At 55.0% G+C, this 18548-nt stretch carries 14 protein-coding genes; 12 read left to right on the plus strand and 2 right to left on the minus strand.

The features are described from left to right. Positions 1-664 precede the first annotated feature (664 nt). The 9 genes from ACP5OT_RS08195 (at position 665) to ACP5OT_RS08235 (ending at position 13350) form a co-directional block, all read left to right on the plus strand. Positions 665-976, plus strand: a complete 312-nt coding sequence (locus tag ACP5OT_RS08195) for an RNA recognition motif domain-containing protein (protein WP_424677030.1) — start codon at positions 665-667, stop codon at positions 974-976. Between the two features lie 99 nt (positions 977-1075). Further along, a complete protein-coding gene (locus tag ACP5OT_RS08200; RefSeq protein ID WP_428131875.1) occupies positions 1076-2155 on the plus strand; it encodes a calcium/sodium antiporter in 1080 nt (359 codons plus the stop codon). Continuing rightward, positions 2156-3055: a histone deacetylase family protein gene (locus tag ACP5OT_RS08205; protein ID WP_428131877.1), complete on the plus strand. Its 900-nt coding sequence runs from the start codon at positions 2156-2158 to the stop codon at positions 3053-3055. Positions 3056-3173: 118 nt separating this feature from the next. After that, positions 3174-3908: a hypothetical protein gene (locus tag ACP5OT_RS08210; RefSeq protein ID WP_428112744.1), complete on the plus strand. Its 735-nt coding sequence runs from the start codon at positions 3174-3176 to the stop codon at positions 3906-3908. Between the two features lie 195 nt (positions 3909-4103). Then, on the plus strand, positions 4104-4688 hold the full coding sequence (locus ACP5OT_RS08215; RefSeq protein ID WP_428112743.1) for a sigma-70 family RNA polymerase sigma factor: 585 nt from the start codon (positions 4104-4106) through the stop codon (positions 4686-4688). 5 nt (positions 4689-4693) lie between these two features. Then, on the plus strand, positions 4694-5470 hold the full coding sequence (locus ACP5OT_RS08220; RefSeq protein ID WP_424675826.1) for an anti-sigma factor: 777 nt from the start codon (positions 4694-4696) through the stop codon (positions 5468-5470). Between the two features lie 113 nt (positions 5471-5583). Then, complete coding sequence (locus ACP5OT_RS08225) at positions 5584-8529, plus strand: GAF domain-containing protein (protein WP_428112741.1); 2946 nt, start codon at positions 5584-5586, stop codon at positions 8527-8529. Positions 8530-8701: 172 nt separating this feature from the next. Beyond that, the gene (locus ACP5OT_RS08230) at positions 8702-10783 is read left to right on the plus strand and encodes a putative glycoside hydrolase (protein ID WP_428131880.1); all 2082 of its coding nucleotides are present in this window, start codon (positions 8702-8704) and stop codon (positions 10781-10783) included. A gap of 167 nt (positions 10784-10950) precedes the next feature. Further along, a complete protein-coding gene (locus tag ACP5OT_RS08235) occupies positions 10951-13350 on the plus strand; it encodes a DUF5719 family protein (protein ID WP_428131882.1) in 2400 nt (799 codons plus the stop codon). Positions 13351-13422: 72 nt separating this feature from the next. Here the strand turns inward: ACP5OT_RS08235 and ACP5OT_RS08240 are convergent, their stop codons facing one another. Both ACP5OT_RS08240 and ACP5OT_RS08245 read right to left on the minus strand, forming a co-directional pair. Further along, on the minus strand, positions 13423-14043 hold the full coding sequence (locus ACP5OT_RS08240) for an SRPBCC family protein (RefSeq protein ID WP_424675830.1): 621 nt from the start codon (positions 14041-14043) through the stop codon (positions 13423-13425). A 106-nt stretch (positions 14044-14149) separates the two neighbouring features. Next, positions 14150-14980 carry an NAD(+)/NADH kinase gene (locus ACP5OT_RS08245; protein WP_424675831.1) on the minus strand — a complete coding sequence of 277 codons (831 nt, stop codon included), beginning with the start codon at positions 14978-14980 and terminating at the stop codon, positions 14150-14152. A gap of 136 nt (positions 14981-15116) precedes the next feature. Between ACP5OT_RS08245 and ACP5OT_RS08250 the strand changes: the two genes are divergently transcribed. Genes ACP5OT_RS08250 through ACP5OT_RS08260 form a run of 3 tightly spaced genes read left to right on the plus strand, consistent with a single transcriptional unit; the run spans position 15117 to position 18362 of the window. Then, positions 15117-16094 carry an AAA family ATPase gene (locus tag ACP5OT_RS08250; protein ID WP_424675832.1) on the plus strand — a complete coding sequence of 326 codons (978 nt, stop codon included), beginning with the start codon at positions 15117-15119 and terminating at the stop codon, positions 16092-16094. 23 nt (positions 16095-16117) lie between these two features. Next, positions 16118-16351 carry a hypothetical protein gene (locus tag ACP5OT_RS08255; RefSeq protein ID WP_424675833.1) on the plus strand — a complete coding sequence of 78 codons (234 nt, stop codon included), beginning with the start codon at positions 16118-16120 and terminating at the stop codon, positions 16349-16351. Next, the gene (locus ACP5OT_RS08260; protein ID WP_428112737.1) at positions 16308-18362 is read left to right on the plus strand and encodes an anti-sigma factor; all 2055 of its coding nucleotides are present in this window, start codon (positions 16308-16310) and stop codon (positions 18360-18362) included. Before ACP5OT_RS08255 ends, ACP5OT_RS08260 begins: the two co-directional genes overlap by 44 nt. Positions 18363-18548 lie beyond the last annotated feature (186 nt).

Genomic DNA, 18548 nt, shown 5'->3' on the forward strand with positions numbered 1-18548 from the left:
GAGCGTAGTTTTCTCTGTCATTGTGAGCGGAGCGAGCAATCTTCCGCACGCTAGGATTTCTCGGGCGCTGGTGCGCCCTCGAAATGACAGTAGGGGGTTGGGGTGAGTATAGTTCCCTCTGTCATTGCGAGTGCAGCGGTCGCTGCCAGCGCACAGTTGTTTGGGATAGGTGTGTAATATCATCGGGAAGCCGTGCGCTGCCGCTTGTCGCGTGTGTTTTTGAATGGAAGGCCCGGTGCACGACGGGAACGCACGGGAGGCGCTCTGCGGATATAGTTGTGCAAATGACATAACTATGGTCTTGTTCGTCTCATGTATGGTAGCGACCACCGGCACTGCCTTGCCAGCCTTCATAGCGCCGGTGCTTCTCCCTCCCAACTCATATCTGAACTTGAGCCAACCGTCTTTTCATCGTGTGGCGAATGTGTTACACTATAGCCGTTACACAGCGTCACGTTGCCGCGAGAGTCTGTTCGTCCGTTTGAGGCCCGATCGACTCCCCTGTCCGCAAGACCTCCACGCCTGAGGAACAGCACGCGGCGCTGTGGGCCGCCGCCCGCTCTGAGGCGAAGCGTGTGGTGTCGTAGGTTCGGAGGCGTGGTTTGTGGGCAGTAGCCCCGTGAGTGACTGCGTTGGCTAAGCAACGCGGAGGGAGTTGGACCGGATGTATGTGAAGCTCTTTGTCGGCAATTTGGCTTGGAGTGTCGATGATGCAACCCTCGAGCAGTTCTTCCAAGCTTACGGTGATGTACGTAGCGCGCGGGTAATTAACGATCGTGAGACCGGTCGATCGCGTGGCTTTGGCTTTGTTGAGATGGACGTTACTGACGTTGCGAAGGTCATTAGCCAAACCAACGGTCAACCGATCAACGGGCGTGAGATTCGGGTCAACGAGGCAGAGGATAAGGGCTCGCGTGGCCCTCGTTCCGGCAGTGACCGCGGAGATCGCGGCGGCTTCGGCGGTCGGCGTTATTAACGCTTCCCATCGAGCCGGTCGCGCCTCAACTGGCTCGCGTGCGGAATTGCTTTACCCCCCTGTTATCGACAGGGGGTAAATTGTGTCTAGGATGCGAGTATGACAGTCATTCTCTTCCTTGTTGGTGTTGTGCTATTAGTGTTCGGTGCCGATCTGTTAGTCCGTGGTGCTGCAAGCTTGGCCGCCAGTATGGGCGTCTCGTCGTTGATTATCGGGTTGACGGTCGTGGCCGTTGGGACGAGTTCGCCGGAGATTGCGGTGAGTTTGCAGGCTGCCTTTCAAGGACAAGGTGCTATTACGCTCGGAAATATCGTGGGGAGTAATATTGCTAATGTGATGCTGATCTTGGGTGTGGCCGCAATGTTTGGCCCGCTGCCGGTAGATCGGCAGATTTTCCGGCGTGATTTGCCGATGATGATCGGTGCGTCGGTGTTGACGTTGCTGCTTGCCCTTGACCGCGAACTATCACGAGTCGATGGAGGTATTATGCTGCTGGGTCTACTCGGGTACGTGTGGGCGATCTGGCCACGTGATGAGACCAAACAGGCATCGGTTTCGCATCATCATCGACAACATTGGCGGAGCGTAGTGTTACAACTGGCGATGGTGGTCGGTGGTCTTGCCCTACTCATCCTTGGGGCGAACTGGCTGGTCGGTGGTGCAGTTGCCTTTGCGTCGTGGTTTGGTGTGAGCGAACTGATAATCGGGTTAACGATAGTCGCCGTTGGTACGTCATTGCCTGAAATTGCCACTTCGGTGATTGCCGGGTTGCGAGGTGAACGTGATATTGCAGTGGGGAATGTGATCGGCAGTAATATTCTTAATCTGTTACTCGTACTGGCGCTGACGATTGTTTTGTCGCCACAGCCGATTGCCGTGCCTGTCGAGACGGTTCAGCTCGATCTACCGGTGATGATTGGGTCAGCCCTTGTGTGTCTCCCTATCTTCTTTACCCGCCGCATAGTCTCGCAGCGTGAGGGTAGCTTATTATTGGTATATTATCTCAGTTATACACTCTACTTAATTCTCAGTGCTAGCAATAGTGAGGAATTGCCGCTTTATAATGCGGTCGTCGGCTTAGTGCTGGTACCGCTGACAGTTGTGTTGTTGGTGGTGCGTGCATTACGCTGGTTGGGCGAAGAGCGTCGACTGCGTCAAATGACAGGTGTAGCTGAGTAGATGCGAGTCTTTTATTCTGACACCTTTGTCCTGCCGTTACCGCCAGGGCACCGCTTTCCAATGGAAAAATATGCGTTGCTGCGTGAGCGGGTCATAGCCGATAACATTGTGCCGTTCGACCGGCTCCACGTACCCGAACCGGCCAGCGTTGATGAATTGGTCCGGGTTCATACACCGGCATACATCGAACGGGTGATGACCGGTCGGTTAACAGGCGCCGAGATACGTCGGATCGGTTTTCCGTGGTCGCCACAGATGGTTGAGCGCTCACGTCGGTCGGCGGGAGCGACGATTGCTGCGTGCCGGGTGGCCCTGCAAGAAGGGGTGGGCGTGAATTTGGCCGGTGGCACGCACCATGCGTTTGCCGATGCTGGGGCTGGCTATTGTGTCTTTAATGACGCAGCGGTAGCAGCGCGAGCGATGCAGGCGGAAGGTCGTGCCCGTCGGATTGCGATTATCGATTGCGATGTGCATCAAGGTGATGGTACGGCAGCAATTTTTGCCAACGATCCGACCGTTTTCACATTCTCAATCCACGGTGCCCATAATTTTCCCTTTCGCAAACAGCAAAGCGATCTTGATATTGCGTTACCCGATACAACCGGCGATGCTGCTTACCTCGATGCGCTCGAGTGGGGACTACGGCAGACCTTTGCTGCGGCCAAACCCGATCTGGTGATCTATTTAGCCGGTGCTGACCCTTACTACGATGATCGTTTGGGTCGATTGAGTTTGACCAAGGCCGGTTTAGCCGAACGTGATCGACTCGTTTTTGGCTATTGTCGGTCGGCGGGTGTGCCGGTGGCGGTAACAATGGCCGGCGGGTATGCGCGCCAGATCAATGATACGGTCGATATTCATGCCCATACGGTGGCCGCTGCGGCGTTGGGATACTTGTAGCTACATCGTAGAATCCTGAACTTCAATAGATCCGTTATCACAAAACCTTCGCATAGATGTGGTGAAGGGTACATGCAAGGGCAGTACCGGTGACATATCTAATAGCGGAGGAACCACAGTGACAACCGAAAACACCAAGCAAAGCGTCTTCTCTCGGCGAAGTCTGATCAAAGGAGCGGCAAGTTTGGGGGGAGGGTTGATGGTCGCGAGCTTTGCCAGTCTGTTTGGGATTCAAACGGCATCAGCCGGCCATGATCACAAGGACGATCCGCAATTGATCTTGAATTTGGCTGCTACTGCTGAGACGTTGGCGACAACCTTCTACTACGCGGCATTAACTTCGGCAAAGTTCAAACTTGCTGAGGAAGATGTTCTTTACCTCAAATTTGCATTAGACGCCGAGAAGTACCATCTCGATTTTCTGGTAGCCAACGGTGGTCGGGCGCTGACCAACCAGTTTTATGTCCCGGCGAACTTGCTCAGTGATCCAGCACTCTTTGTGCAAGTAGGGGCTGATGCTGAGACAGCGTTTGTCGGGGCGTATTTAGCGGCCACGCGCCGTTTTGCCGAGTTGGGGGTAGATCGGATTGCCGGTACGACGGCCCAGCATGCGTGCAGTGAAGCGCAACATCTGGCATTGATTCGCGAGATCGGTGGCTTTGTGCCCAATAATCTGGCGCTGCCGTTACCGATTTATTACAACGTTTCAGATGCGGTGCCAACCCTGGCGCCGTTCTTGCAAGGCGGGCAAGGGTTTATCGGTCCGGTAATGGCACCGACGGCGGCACAGATTATGGCGGTCCTTGGTGGAGTCAAATCTGACCCAACGAAGCCCTACACGCAAGTGTTCTAAACTCTCGTGGAGAGAAGATGCGCCGGACGGTTCAGCGCCTTGCGTATTGACCGTCCGGCGCTCCCTTGTCTGTTTAGTGCCGCTGCCAAAGCATTGAAAAGGTGCTTCAATGAGTGAACCGAGCCTCTGTTCAAGGCTTGTTCGGCTATAATACAGTATCTCGATTGTCCGGTTGAAGAAAAGGTCTTGCATTCGATGCCTCCAGAACAGCCTGCAGAGAGTGGTTTACGCGATCTGAGTGATGAGTTTCTGATCGATTTGATTGTGCAGCGGGAGGAAGCAGCGTTGGGTGAACTGTACGATCGCTACGCTGCTTTGGTGTATGCCATTGCCCTTCGGATCACCGGTGACCGACAGACCGCCGAAGAAGTGATGCAAGACGTGTTTCACAACATTTGGCAAACGGCAGGTGGATTCCGTCGGCAGGCCGGTTTGGTTGTGCATTGGTTGATCGGAATAAGTCGGCATCGCGCAATTGATGCCTTGCGTAGCAAACGAGAACAGGCGCGGCGTCGCGAGGTGACAGGAGTCGATGTTGGAACATTGTTGCCTGCCGGTGTCGAAAGCGTTCTCGAACAACGCATATTACGTGAGACAGTACGAGCAGCTCTGGCCGATCTCCCACCAGCTCAACGACAGGCCATCGAAATGGCATATTATGGTGGTTTGACGCAACGCGAAATTGCTGAACAGCTTGGCGAGCCATTGGGTACGATCAAAACACGATTACGGCTTGGTTTGTTGAAATTACGCGATGTACTACGTTCGCTGGTGGAGTAAATCGTATGGAACAACCGTCGGAAGAAGAAATAACGGAGCTGTTGACTGCATATGCGCTCGATGCGCTTGACCCATCAGAACGGACGCGCGTACAGCGATTGTTGACCGAACGGCCCGAATTGCAGCAGATGCTCACCGAACTACGCGCAGTTGCCGATCTATTGCCGCACAGCCTTGATCGTCCGGTATTGCCACCCGAACTACGGCAGCGCACGATTGATTATGCGGTTGGTCGGCGCCGGCGGAACGAGCAAGGGCCTCCCGTCGTTTTATCCCGTCGATGGCGTCTATTGAGGGTGGCTTGGAGCAGTGTAACGACCGTCCTCTTCATCGGATTGGTCATAGCGATGGTTTATCTGAACAGTTTGCGCCAAGAGCTATCGCTTGCCATTCAAGAGCGTGATCGGGCACAAGCGCTGGCAGCAACCGTGCAGGCCTCTGCCCGGCAATTAGCAACTCTCTTCACGTCATCCGAACCGATAGCGACACTTACCGGTGACGGTGGGCAGGGCGTAGTCTTCCGTGATACGACGGGTCAGATCGTCGTGGTGGCCGCCTTGCCGCCGTTGCCTGCCGATCAAGTATACCAACTCTGGCTCATCGAAGGTGAGACTGCACCGGTGAGTGGTGGTGTCTTTACCGTGGATGTCAGCGGGTACGGTCTGCTGCGCTTGCCAACGACGAGCGCGATGAGTGGTACAACGCTGGCGGTGACTGCCGAACCGGCACCAGGTAGTCCAGGTCCAACCGGTACGATCTTGATGGTCGGGAAGGTAACATAGATAGACGTTACAACATAAGGTACAAAGTATACGTTTGGCAAAAAGGCTTGCTTTAGATAAGCGCTTTCAGACGTGCTATACTAAACACAAGTCAGGCACATCAGGGAGCGCTTATGACCGAACCGGCACATATTTTGGTCGTTGAAGACGACCCCGATATTCGGCGAATCTTTCAAGCGGTACTCTCCCGTGACGGCTTTCGCGTCTCAATTGTCAATTCAGGCGAAGAGGCGTTAAGTTTTCTGCAACTGATTACGCCGGATTTAATCTTACTTGATTTAGCTTTGCCCGGTATTGGTGGGGATGAAGTAACCAAGCGAATAAAGTCGGATCATTCGAAGCCTTTCATTCCGGTGATTATCGTTTCGGCCCACGCCGATCTCGATACAAGCGTCAGTAATCTCGATGCCGGCGCCGATGATGTACTGGTCAAGCCGGTTGATTTCAACCTCTTGCTGGCACGGGTACGCGCTTTGCTGCGTCTGCAACGGGCACAACGTAGTTTGCAGCAAGAGCAGCGCAAAACGGAATTATTGCTCCACCTCTCTCGCGATCTAGGATCGAGCATCGATCTCGATGTATTACTCACCGGTTTTCTCAACCATTTGGCCGATGCTGTTGGCGCAGTACGGGCGAGCATTATCCTGACCGGTTTTGTCGAAGATAAAATCTTGCTCTACTCAAGTAGTCGCCATCCGGCAGTCGCCGAGTTGCAAGATATTGTGCGTTACGGAGTGGCCGGTTTGGCCTTGCGTGAACGCGGCCCGATTTTGATTGCCGATACGCGGCTCGATCAGCGCTGGTTGGTCACCTCGCCGGTCCATAACGATGTACGGTCGGTCGTGGCGATGCCGATCATCCGTGACAATCGGGTATGGGGAGTGATCACACTCGTTCACCATACACCGGGCTATTTTACCGCAGAACATTTAGAATTGTTAGCTTCGGTGGCAGCCCAAAGCGCGGTGGCCCTAGAGAGTGCGCGTCTGTATCGGTTGAGTGAGCAACAGAAAGAGCTGCTCGCGCGACGGGCCGAAGAATTACGTCAGATCAACGAGATCAATCGACTCTTGTCGGAGTTAATGCAGATCGATCAACTGGGGCGCTTGTTGGTGCAGATGCTCCACCACCAATTCGGATACCCATTGGTGGCACTGGTGCTGCGTCAAGCCGAACAACTTGTGGTGCAGTCCGCTGCCGGCACCCAGCAGTTTGAGACGGGAAAGATGGTGATCGGCGCCGAGCGTGGTATCAGTGGGTGGGTGTGTCGTAACCGTGAGCCGTTGCGGATCGACGATGTGACCCAAGATGCCCGCTTTATCCCTTTCTTGCCCGATGAAGCGCGGATGCGGTCGGCGTTGAGCGTGCCGGTGCTGTTGCCGCGCGAAGGGGTAGTAGGCACCATTGAGCTGCGTAGTCCGCAGCTTGCTGCGTTTAGTCCGAACGATGAAGCCATTGTATCGGCGATTGCCAATCAGTTGGCGATTGCGATCTACAATGCCCGCTTATTTGCGAATGAGCAACGGCGGATTGCCCAACTTAGCGAGATCAACCGATTGTCGCTGGCCCTGACCGCACAGTTCACGGCACCTGATAATCTCCAACGCACGGTCGAAGCGGTTTCCCAGATCTTTCAGGTAGACCAGGCAGCAATGGTGTTGTTTGGTATTCAGCCCAGTGAGACGGTTGTCGTAATGAGTGGGCCGGCATCACTACACGATAACGATCTCATCAATTTTGTCAGCAATCATTCCTTGCTGGCTACCTATGTCGCCAAATTGGAGCAGCCACAACAATATACAGATTTAGATGCGCACGATATAGGAGCTCCGCTGCGAGCGTTCTTTGCCGCCCGTGGGATTCGATCAATCGTGATCGTTCCACTCGTTGTCACCGGTCAAGCTCAGGGCATTCTGGTGTTGGATATTACTCGACGGGGGGCGCTGGAGAAGACGGAATTAGAGATGGCCTCGACCGTCGCCAGCCTGATTGTCCAGATTTTGGAAAATGCTCGGCTATACCGAGTTGTGAATGACGAGCGTTCAACCCTCGATGCAGTCTTGCGGAGCGCAACCGACCCCATTTTACTGATAGATACTGATGCGCGGTTGCTCTTGGCGAATCCGGCCGCCCATGAGCGCTTGCAGATCGATCCGGTCGTTCACCGTGATCAACCGGTTGATCAATTCCCAGCGTTGCGTGCTGTGTTGCCGTTTCTTAATCGAGACAGTCCGACGACGGTTGAGATCGAGCCGAAGCCGAACGTCAATTTTAGCGTCAGTATTGCGCCAGTGCGAGGTGTGGATAACAAAGAGATTGGCCGCGTTGTCGTCTTTCGCGACATCAGTGCGATTAAACAACTCGAACGGCAAGAGCGTGAACGGGTGCGCAGTGTCTTCCGTCGCTACGTTTCACCACAAGTCGCCGAACGGTTGTTGAGCGCCGGAAGTGATTTTGGCGCACCAACCGAGCGTACTGTGGCGGTGCTGTTCGCCGATATGCGCGGTTTTACCACTCTGACCGAGCAAATCGGTGCGCGGGTGTTGGTCGAGCGGATTCTCAATCGCTATTTCACCGCTATGACCGAAGCGCTTTACGCTTACGATGGCACGATTGACAAGTTTCTCGGCGATGGGCTGATCGGTGTGTTTGGTTCACCTATTGCCCATCCTGATGATCCACAACGAGTGATTCGAGCGGCAGTGACGATGCAGCGAGCCTTTGCCCGGCTGGCTAAACAGTGGCAGGAGGAGCTGAATCTACGAATCGGGATGGGAATTGGGATCAGTTATGGCACGGCCGTTGTTGGTAATGTCGGTTCGGCGCAGCGCCAAGATTATACGCTGATCGGCGATGTGGTCAATACAGCCTCACGTTTGTGTGGCATTGCGCAGGCCGGTCAGATAATTGTCTCATCACAGTTGGCGAGTGTGCTCGGTGAACAATCGCCTTACCCGCTGCGGTTACTGGGCGTGACACGCTTGAAGGGGAAACAGGAAGAACATATGATTTACGAGGTGGTGCTTGATCAGATGGTGCGTACCTCGCTGGCCCGTTGATGTTTCTGGTTGGATGAAGAACTCGTTCGCTTTTTGCGAATTAATCTGACACTACTTGTTGAAAAACGTCATACAGAAGCTTCTCTTGACAGGTTGTTGTCAACCCTTTAAGATACGCGCAACCGGTAAGATTATTTCCCGGCTTACTTCATGCTAGAGGAGTAACGTAACCATGGGGTTGTCTGTGCGGCGAATCGCTCGCTTTTGGCTGTTCTGTTGTCTGATTGCAGGAGTATTGGTGAGCTGTACGACACAACCGGTTATTCTAACCGGTGTCGTTACCGATGCCTATACCGGTCAACCGGTTGTTGGGGCGACGGTCACAATCGGTGAGCTGACGCTTACCACCGATGATCAAGGTCGGTTTCAGACAGAACGCTGGCGTCCAGAGGATACCTTATCGTTCAAAGCACCGGCTTATGAGCCGCTCGAAATGTCATTGGTCGATCAGCCTGGAGTAGGTGAAAGCAGGGTGCTGACGGTAACAGTCACAACCGCTCTGCGTCCGAATGTATTGAGCGGTACGATCACCGATATGTATACCGGTCAACCGGTGGGTGGGGCTGAGGTGCGGATCGCCGGTAATGACGGGATGAGTGCCGTCACCGATGAGAGCGGTCGGTATACGCTGACGAATGTACCCGAAGCGTTTACGGTGACGGTCAGCGCTCCTCAGTATGCGCCTGTTACCGAGCAAGTGGCGCGAGTTACGGTGTTCGATATGAGTCTGCGTCCGAACACGCTGAGCGGTACTGTTACCAATAGTTACACCGGTAAGGCGGTGGCCGGAGCGACGGTCACGCTTGGTGCAATTAGTGCGACGACGGATGACACCGGCCGTTATCTGTTGCGTGACGTGCCGGCGGAAAGCGGCAAAATCACCGTGACCGCCGATGGGTTTGCTTCTGTGACACAGCCGTTTACGCGCACGACGACGCTCGATGTCGCCATTCGGCCTGATACCCTGGTTGGTCAACTGATCGACGCTACCACCGGTAAGCCGGTACCCAACGCAGCAATCATCGCCACAGAGACGCTCACCTCGACAGCCGTTGCTTTTGTGCGAATTAACGACAGTGTTGAAGGTCGTTTTCGTCTACCGAATCTGCCTGAACGTGGCTTTGTGCAGGTCTTGGCACCGGGGTACGCTAAGCGCGTGATCCCGATTGAACCGGGGAAGATGCCCGATCGGATTGAGCTTGAGCCGTTCTACGTGCGTGGTATCTATATCACGGCGGCAGTGGCGTCGGTGCCGAGTCTCGTTGACAAATTTCTCGACCTGATCGAGCGTACCGAGTTGAACACGCTGGTAATCGATATCAAGAGCGATTTACGCGATGATCTGGGCGTTGTTTATTACGATTCACAGGTACCGTTAGTCCGCGAATTAGGTCTGAGTACACCGCGGGTCGATTTTGCTTCCATCTTGGCGAAGGCTAAAGAGCGTGGCATCTATACTATCGCCCGCGTCCAACTCTTTTCACACGATAATGCTCTCTCTGATGCTCGCCCTGAGTGGTCGATCCGTCTACGTTCGACCGGTGAGGTGTATGCTGATTATCCGGGGCCGGGGATTCGATATGCATACCTCGACCCGACCAACCAAAATGTGTGGGATTACAACATTGCGTTGGCGGTCGAGGCGGCGCAAATGGGTTTCGATGAGATCAATTTCGACTATATCCGCTTTCCCGATTGGTTTGGGAAGTACAGTGAATTCAGCGAGAAGCTGCTCTTTAGTGAGCCGATCGATCCGGTGACGAACCCCGGTCGAATGTACGATGTGATCCTTGAGTTTATGCAGCGTGCCCACTCTGCGGTCAACGCTGCCGGTGCGTTTATGTCGATTGATGTCTTTGGGCGGGTGGTCAATGGCCCTTCACTGACGATTGCCCAAGATATGACCCGCATGGGTGAATTTACCGATTATATCTGCCCAATGCCTTACCCGTCGTTGTGGTGGGGTGGACTGGAGAACATTGCGGTGCCGGTGAAATTCCCCTACGAGACGATTAAAATTGCCGTTCGCAACGGTGGCCGGCAGATGATGGCAAGCTATGCTAAGCAACGGCCATGGCTGCAAGATCATACCGATCCGTGGGCACCGGTCGTGGTTGAGTACGGCCCGGTGGAAGTGCGTGCCCAGATCGATGCCACCGAAGAGCAGCCAGAGGCGGCGAGTGGTTGGATTTTGTACGACTCGGCAAATATCTATAAGGGTGCATTCAACGGTGCAGTGCGTCCGGCGCCATAGGGCATTGTTATAACAGCGCGTTTCCAGATCATCGTCGCTGTCTGTCCGATGGATGATACTCGTAGGTACCGGTATAATCATCGGTATGACAACGTTCAATGGTCATGGATATTGCAGCCTAATCTGGGCCGAGTGGCAATAGTCGCTCTGGCGGCGAGGCATGGGTTATGATCCAACACAAAGCGCTGCGGATTGGTCTCCTTCTCGTGTTCGCCGGAATCCTCGCGGCAACATTACCGGTTGCAGCGCGGCCAAGCGCACTAGCCGCACAAGTTTCGAGTTGGCGATTGAGCAGTGTACGTGATTGGGAGGCCGGCTCGATCTCCGATCTGTTGGTGGTGAATAATGCCGGCGGCGAGTTACGGTTGGCTGCTGAGGCGAGTACAGGTACCTTTGTCTCGGCGCCGTTTGAGACGGCGTTTGCCGTGAATGCAGCCGGTGCGGTGTGGCGCGCCGAGGTCATTGACGGGACTGATGTGCGCCTTGAGTTACGGGCGCGTGCAACTCCGCCGGGTGAGAACGACGAGGGATGGGGGCCGTGGACACCACTGGTCGTGGCCGATAAACCGCCGGCTGCTGACCCCGATGCGTTGACGACAGCCGTGCCGTTGGCATTGCCCGACGATACGCGCTATCTGCAATTGCGGGCAACGTTCACCAGCCAGATACCACGTGCCTCTGCCATTCTTAATGAAGTGACCGTCTCGTATCTCGCCACCCAAGTCTCACCGCCGATCTTCGCTGCCGGTTTGCCGCAGCGTCCGATCTTGTTCGGTCAGCCGGTGCTTACCGAACGCCCATTACAAATTGCTCGTGCCGATTGGGCTGAACCGGCCGCCGCTCGTCTCGAGCGGCGCGATCCACGTGGGGTTGTGATCCATCAGATTCCGGTTGATGTGCCACCGTCGGCAACGTTGGCTTATCTGCGCGCGTTGCTGGTCTATCAGACGAGCATTCTTGATTGGGATGATCTGATGTATCACTACATCATCGATAGCGAGGGTAATCTGTTTGAAGGTCGTCTTGGTGGGCCGACATCGCCGGTACGGTTGGTTGAGGGTAGTGTCGCCGATGTGCAGATTGCGCTGTTGACCCCGGTCGATCAGCCGCCGACCCTGGCGGCACAAGCTCGCCTGACGGCGCTGCTCGCATGGCTAACGCAGATTTACAACATTCCACCGACCGGTCAGCGGCCGTCAGCCGGTGGTGATGGGCTACGACCAACGATTGCCGGTCATTATGAGGTCAACCCAACAGCACTCGATCCGTATCCCGCGTTCCGTGATCGTTTACCAACCTTGCGCACGCAAGTCGATGCGGCAACGGTGCGCGCACGCTGGTATTTCGCTGAAGGGAATACCGCCGGTTATAGTCAACGGCTAAGCTTCTATAATCCGGCCGGCCGTCCGGCAACCGCACGAATTACACTCTTCCCCGAGGGGGGGCAGCCGGTTGTGCGTGAATTGCAAGTCCCCGGTGGTGGACGCGCCGATCTAAATGTGAACGAGCTTGTGCCCGGTGCGAATGCACTACCGGCAATGGTAGAGGCGAATGAAGCGATCCTCGCCGAGCGATCGATGGCCTTGACGAGTGACATCGATAGCGGTCCCGGTGTCGATCGGCTATCGCGGGTGTGGTACTTTGCCGACGGGAGCACCACCGCACAGACCCAGACTTATCTGATCATCTTCAACCCGCAGCCGAATGACGCGAGTGCGCAAATTACCTACATGCGACGCGATGGGACGGTCTTTACGCAGGATGTGCAGATCGGTGCGCGTAATCGGTTGGTGGTTGCGGTACACGACATCACCTTACCTGACGGCACACGGCCGTTGGCCAATACCAACTTCGGGATGCGGGTGATCGCTACCTTGCCGGTAGCAGTTGAGCGGACAATGCGGTTTGGTCCTGGTGGGAGTGGTTTGCACACCGGTCGCGGGATCGATCAGCTCGGTCGGCACTGGTTCTTCGCTGAAGGTACGACCGAAGGCGAGTTTCGTACTCAGTTGTTGGTATTGAATCCGAATAGCCAACCGGCCAATGTCGAAACGATCTTTCGCGGTCCGCAGGGGGTGGCGGCAACGCGCCGTTATGCGATCCCGCCCCGCACTCAATTGGCGATTGACGTGAACGAAGTGGTGCCGAATCTCGGTTTTGCCACTGAGGTGAAGGCTGACCGACCGGTAGCCGTTGAACGTGCGATGTGGTTTGCCGGTGGTAATGTAGGCACGATTAGCGCCGGTGCGCGCGAACCGGCCTACCGCTGGGCGTTCATTGACGGTCGGACAATTGATGCGACGTATTATCTGTCTCTGAGTAATCTCAGCCCGCTCTCGGCGATGGTGAACGTCGAGGCAGTTTTCGGCGATGGGACGAAAACTGAACTCGGTGTGCGTATCCCTGCCGGTGCGCGCTATACGCTAGCCTTGCACGAAGCATTTCCTAACAAATCGGCAGTGACAGTGATCGTGCGAAGCAACCAGCCGATTGTTGCCGAACGTTCGCTCTTTCCCGGTGGTGGTGTACGTGGTGGTAGTACGGCCCTTGGTATTCCATTACCGTAGGCAGCATAGTGGTGAGGTGCCCAGCGCAAAGCTGTAGTGCGAGCATCCGCTTTACAGCTCTGCGCTTTGCCATCACGATTTTCGCAAGCGCCGCCGGAGCGCTAGTACGCCGGCAACGCCGGCAATCGCGGCGGCTACCATCGTGGTGCCGGGGATGATCAATGGTGGGAACAGAGCGGTTAATTCGGTCGGTGGCTCGGTCACAACCCGCACATCTTCTGGCGGTGGTGCATTGACGAGGCGGGCCAAATTATCGAGGGTTGGAATGATCGAATTCGCATAGCCTTGGGCGATCCGCTTACGCAGTAACGAGAATGGGAAGAACGTAGGTAATACATAAATGAGCGCTACACCATTGGTCACACGGGTCCCGTTGGCTTCGGGTTGTAACGCAAATATCCATGCTTGGGCAATACCGGGAGCGTTGGGTAAGCCAACCCGCCAGGCAAAGCGGTAGGGTGGATCCCAAATCACAACGCGATTGGCAGTGACATAGTGAATGCCACGCATCAACTGTTGTGACTCAAACACACTGCCCACGTGCAGCGGTTGATTGTCTCGAATAGTAACAGCTTGCACTTCACCGCTGCCGGCAATCTGCGGATGGCGCTCAACATCACTCACCAATTCCCAAATAGATTCGACCGGTGCATTGATGCGACCGCTCACGGAGGCGCCAGTATACCGAATCATACTCTTTCGTATCTCCTTACATAACTCCTGAATGGGGTAACGAAACCGATAGGCGATAGGGCGTACTGATCTACAGGATAGTGTACCGTAGGTCAGTTGTACCGACTCACGAACGGCGCAGACGTGCCACCAATTGGGTATAGAATTGATTACTCGGACGCAAACGCACGAACGTACATACTTGTGGGCTGCGGCGAACGATCACCTCATCTCCTTCTATCAAATCAATGTTCTCACGACCATCGACCGCGAGCAGAGCATGGTGACGGGAGCGTAACTGCATCGTCACTACTGCATCCTCGTGTAACACCATCGACGGAATATTGGTGAGATGGGCTGCAATCGGCACTAGCACCAACGCCTGTGAGCGCGGATCGACAATTGGCCCACCGGCAGCTAGTGCATACGCCGTCGAGCCGGTGGCGGTAGCAACAATAACGCCGTCGGCGTGATATGTCGTTAGCGGACTATCGTCAATAGTGACGTGAACGTTGACAATCCGGCTAATATCGCTCCGTGAAATGACCACCTCATTGAGTGCCGTATGCTGACCGAGCTTTTGACCGTTACGCCAGAGCTGTGCTCGTACCAGGGTACGCTCATCAAACCAGCCGCCACCGTTCATGATTTGTTCGCAGCCACTGTAGACCTCTTCCGGTCCGATTTCGGCCATAAAACTCAGATGCCCAAGGGCAACTGGCAAGACGGGGATGTTATGTGGGAAACAGAGACGGGCGGCACGCAAAACGGTCCCATCGCCTCCCAAGGCAATCATGAGATCACAATCGGCAACCAATTGTGGTTGATCGCGAAACTCTTGTGACACACCCCGCGTGGTTTTGATACCACGTGCAGTTAACCAATCGGTTAATTCGCGCGATACTTTAATCGAGGCGTCACTGAGCGGATTGTACAAGACCGCCACGCGCTCTAACATTACGAAACCTCCGTTCACGTTGTTTGCATCAGGATACCATAGAAACGAGTCGGTAGCGAGAACAACCTGACTTGCCAATAGTGATCGTGGTATACTGCTTGTGCATTCCGCAAAATAACCGCGCTATCTGAGGTGTATGTTGGAACATGTTCAGCAACTTGCTGCGCGTATCGTGACGAATGTCGAACAGGTAATTATCGGCAAGCGTCAGATCGTCGAATTAGTGTTGGTCGCGTTACTCTGTCGCGGTCATGTGTTAATCGAAGATGTTCCCGGTACCGGTAAAACGATGCTAGCGAAGAGCATTGCCCGCTCAATTGGGTCGAGCTTTAAGCGCATTCAGTGTACTCCCGATCTGCTGCCGAGTGATGTCACCGGCGTATCGATTTTCAATCAGCAGACACGTGAGTTTGAATTCCGGCCTGGCCCGATTATGGCCCAGATTGTGTTAGCCGATGAGATTAATCGGGCTACGCCGAAGACGCAATCGGCTTTGCTCGAGGCGATGGAGGAGCGGCAAATTACTGTGGACGGCATTACGTATCCGTTGCCGCAACCGTTTGTCGTGTTGGCGACGCAAAACCCCATCGAATACGAAGGAACGTTTCCGTTGCCGGAAGCGCAACTCGACCGATTTCTCGTGCGTGTCCATCTCGGTTATGCCGACCGTCTCGATGAGATTGCTATTCTCAAGCGACAAAGAGAGGGTCATCCACTAGAGACGTTGTCTAAGGTCGTTGAAATTGACGAACTGTTGACCCTCCAAGAGGCGATTAAGCAAGTTCATGTTGATGATCTCATCGTTGAGTATATTGTGGCGCTGACGACGGCGACGCGCAATCATCCTGATGTGTATCTAGGGGCTAGCACCCGAGGTGCGTTAGCGCTCTATCGTGCGGCCCAAGCCTGGGCTGCGCTCAACGGGCGTGATTACGTCACCCCCGACGACATCAAAACGTTGGCTATACCGGTGCTCGCCCATCGCCTGATTGTCAGCCCGGCGGCGCGGGTGCGTAATGTAACCGCCCAGGCAGTGATTGAAGAAGTGCTCACATCGGTACCGGTGCCGGGAGCGCGGGCCGGTCGTCGTTTTGAGCGGGTGATTGCCGGTTGAGCAGGGTTACCATAGGTGCAACGATGGCTGATACACAGAACGAGGCAGGTGTTCGTCGCCAAGAGGTTTTGCGGCTCGCTTTGCAACGGATTGTATTGTTGCGTGAGACCGGCCCGAAGAGTGCTGTATGGCAGCGGGCCCGGATCAAAACAATGTGGCGTCTCCAACAGCAGTTGCTCACCGATGCTGCAATGATGCAGACGGCGAATACTTATGATCACGAATCGACTGTCGCAGTGGTTGACTCAAGCGGGTGACGAACTCTACGGCTTTGCATTGGCCTTGGCACCTGATGAACGAGCGGCACGCAGGTTGTTGCGGCAATGGGCGGTTGCTTTGCGTTCTCATCCACCTACTACGTGGAACGATGATGAGCTGTTGACGCGGCTCTATCAGGTGGCGACGGTGATGTTCACGCAGCCGGTGCAGCGCCGTCCGGCACCGCCGGCAATACCACTCCTTGGCCCACTCCGCGCTTTGCCACTCCCGCAACGGATGGTCGTGCTGGCGTATAGCGTGTTAGGCGCTGAACATACACGTCTAGCACGGATCGTTGGCCTCGAAGCCGATGAAGCGCTCTCACTCCTTGAACAAGCAGTACGACAGTTAGCTCCTGTCACCGGTCATGCCCTTTCTGTTGATGTTAGCAGTTCTGAGTGCCAAATCATCCACCGTGCCTTCCTCGATCCGCCGAACTATCTGATGATGTTTGAGAAGGTTCGGCAGCATCTTCAAACGTGTCCCCACTGCCGCATCTTCGAGCGTGAATGGCAAGAAACGATACGCTCGTTGCGACCGGCGCTGCGTCGGTTGGTTCAGGCGACACCGCTACCGGCAGCCGAGTGCAAACGGTTGCTGCAAGCAACAATAGCGCCTCGAACGCGGCTAGGACAATTGGCTCCGCTGGTCGGACTGCTTACCTTCGTCGGGTTGATGACCGTCATCGTGCTGCCCGGCTTGTTCAGGAATCCGTTTACCGTGATCGCGACCGGTGCTGCCGAACCAACCGTGAGTGCTGCTGAATTGGTAGCACGAGCGCTGATGCACGGGGGCATTCCCGAACCCGAAGGACCACCGATATGGCATGCCCGTTACCAGACCATCTGGTATTTCAACAATCGCACGGTTGCTCCGCTCTATGCCGAAATCTGGCACGATCGTGCTAATCCGGCGCGTCATCGCTTGCAATTACGTCACATCGAAGGTGGTGCGCCGTATGAGTTTCAGTTGGGTGATGGTTTGCGCCGTCTGTATTATGCCATTGATGGGGCGTATGCTCCTTCTCTCTACGGCGATCTCCCAATACGCGCCTTACCCAACGAGCCAGAGTTAGTTGTCGCCGAGCTTGATCCGACTGAGCAGCAGGTTGCTTTTCACGCCCGCCGAACAACCGGCCCATGGTCAATCGTGCCGAACTATCTGCACCAAGCCGCTGCTGCACCCGATCTGCGCTTATTGGGACGGCAGCGCATCGGTGAGCGATTGGCCTACATCGTTAGTTTTCGTGGTATTAGTCCGGTTGATCTACCGGCTGATGAAGCGGAACCGGTTACCGTTCTGATGGCTATCGGTGAGCAAGATGGTCACGTGCTCAGCGTGACCGAATTGATCGGCCCACCCGGTAGTACACAAACGAGTCGGGTTGTTTGGCGACTCGTCGAATTTAATTGGCTGGTGAGCGGTGAACAGATCCGCGATGCGTTTACCTTTATACGGGCGTGGAACGGGCGGGCCGAAGCGACGAGTGGATCGGTACAAGACCTGTTTGATCCTGCGTGGCCGTTAGTGCGTGCCGGATATGTGGTGTTACCGATTGTATCTGACGGTGGCTATCCATCGCCGAGTGATGACCAGAACGGGTCGTTTGGTAATATTCTGAGTGATTCGCAAATCATCCCGGCCAAGCCACCACTAGGCATTGAGCAGGCAATGCTGCTGCGGTTGCAGGGGCCGACTTTGAATGGCGCGATCTACAGTGGCCCTGGGAAGCGATTGGTGATCGCGTTTGATCGGTTACCCGGCGTTGATACGTCGATCTCGGTTGAAATCATTGGACCGTGGCGTGTGCGGATTGAACCAATGCGCGGTCAGCGGTATCGGGTGGCAATAGAGAGCAATACGCGACAGCGTCGCGGTGTTGGTGGAGGACGTCTCGCTCTTGATGTGTTCGGTTTTAGTCGTGATGAACTGCGCGCGTTGATTAGCTCATTGCAGCCGATCTATCGCGTCGATCTGTCCGCGCAGGCAGCACTGTTTGGGATAAAATAGAACGAACAAGTGTGTATTTTCAGCGAGTTGTCAGAACTCACCTGCATGTATGCTGAGTGCAAAAGAGAAAAAGAGTGGTCATCGGCATTAATGCAACAAGTGTATATTCAGAGATATGATGGTAGAGCATAGATAGGTTCAGGAAAAGAGGAAGATTATTGACGCTAGATATAGATAGATTAGGTC

Origin of the sequence: Chloroflexus sp. (assembly GCF_049970315.1) — a bacterium.
Lineage (GTDB): Bacteria > Chloroflexota > Chloroflexia > Chloroflexales > Chloroflexaceae > Chloroflexus.

Excerpts from the sequence above, each read along its gene's own strand:
- ACP5OT_RS08220 (WP_424675826.1), top strand. The coding sequence starts at position 4,694 with ATGGAACAACCGTCGGAAGAAGAAATAACGGAGCTGTTGACTGCATAT.
- ACP5OT_RS08200 (WP_428131875.1), top strand. The coding sequence starts at position 1,076 with ATGACAGTCATTCTCTTCCTTGTTGGTGTTGTGCTATTAGTGTTCGGT.
- ACP5OT_RS08215 (WP_428112743.1), top strand. The coding sequence starts at position 4,104 with ATGCCTCCAGAACAGCCTGCAGAGAGTGGTTTACGCGATCTGAGTGAT.
- ACP5OT_RS08235 (WP_428131882.1), top strand. The coding sequence starts at position 10,951 with ATGATCCAACACAAAGCGCTGCGGATTGGTCTCCTTCTCGTGTTCGCC.
- ACP5OT_RS08205 (WP_428131877.1), top strand. The coding sequence starts at position 2,156 with ATGCGAGTCTTTTATTCTGACACCTTTGTCCTGCCGTTACCGCCAGGG.
- ACP5OT_RS08240 (WP_424675830.1), bottom strand. The coding sequence starts at position 14,043 with ATGATTCGGTATACTGGCGCCTCCGTGAGCGGTCGCATCAATGCACCG.
- ACP5OT_RS08230 (WP_428131880.1), top strand. The coding sequence starts at position 8,702 with ATGGGGTTGTCTGTGCGGCGAATCGCTCGCTTTTGGCTGTTCTGTTGT.
- ACP5OT_RS08245 (WP_424675831.1), bottom strand. The coding sequence starts at position 14,980 with ATGTTAGAGCGCGTGGCGGTCTTGTACAATCCGCTCAGTGACGCCTCG.
- ACP5OT_RS08255 (WP_424675833.1), top strand. The coding sequence starts at position 16,118 with ATGGCTGATACACAGAACGAGGCAGGTGTTCGTCGCCAAGAGGTTTTG.
- ACP5OT_RS08225 (WP_428112741.1), top strand. The coding sequence starts at position 5,584 with ATGACCGAACCGGCACATATTTTGGTCGTTGAAGACGACCCCGATATT.
- ACP5OT_RS08250 (WP_424675832.1), top strand. The coding sequence starts at position 15,117 with ATGTTGGAACATGTTCAGCAACTTGCTGCGCGTATCGTGACGAATGTC.
- ACP5OT_RS08260 (WP_428112737.1), top strand. The coding sequence starts at position 16,308 with ATGATCACGAATCGACTGTCGCAGTGGTTGACTCAAGCGGGTGACGAA.
- ACP5OT_RS08195 (WP_424677030.1), top strand. The coding sequence starts at position 665 with ATGTATGTGAAGCTCTTTGTCGGCAATTTGGCTTGGAGTGTCGATGAT.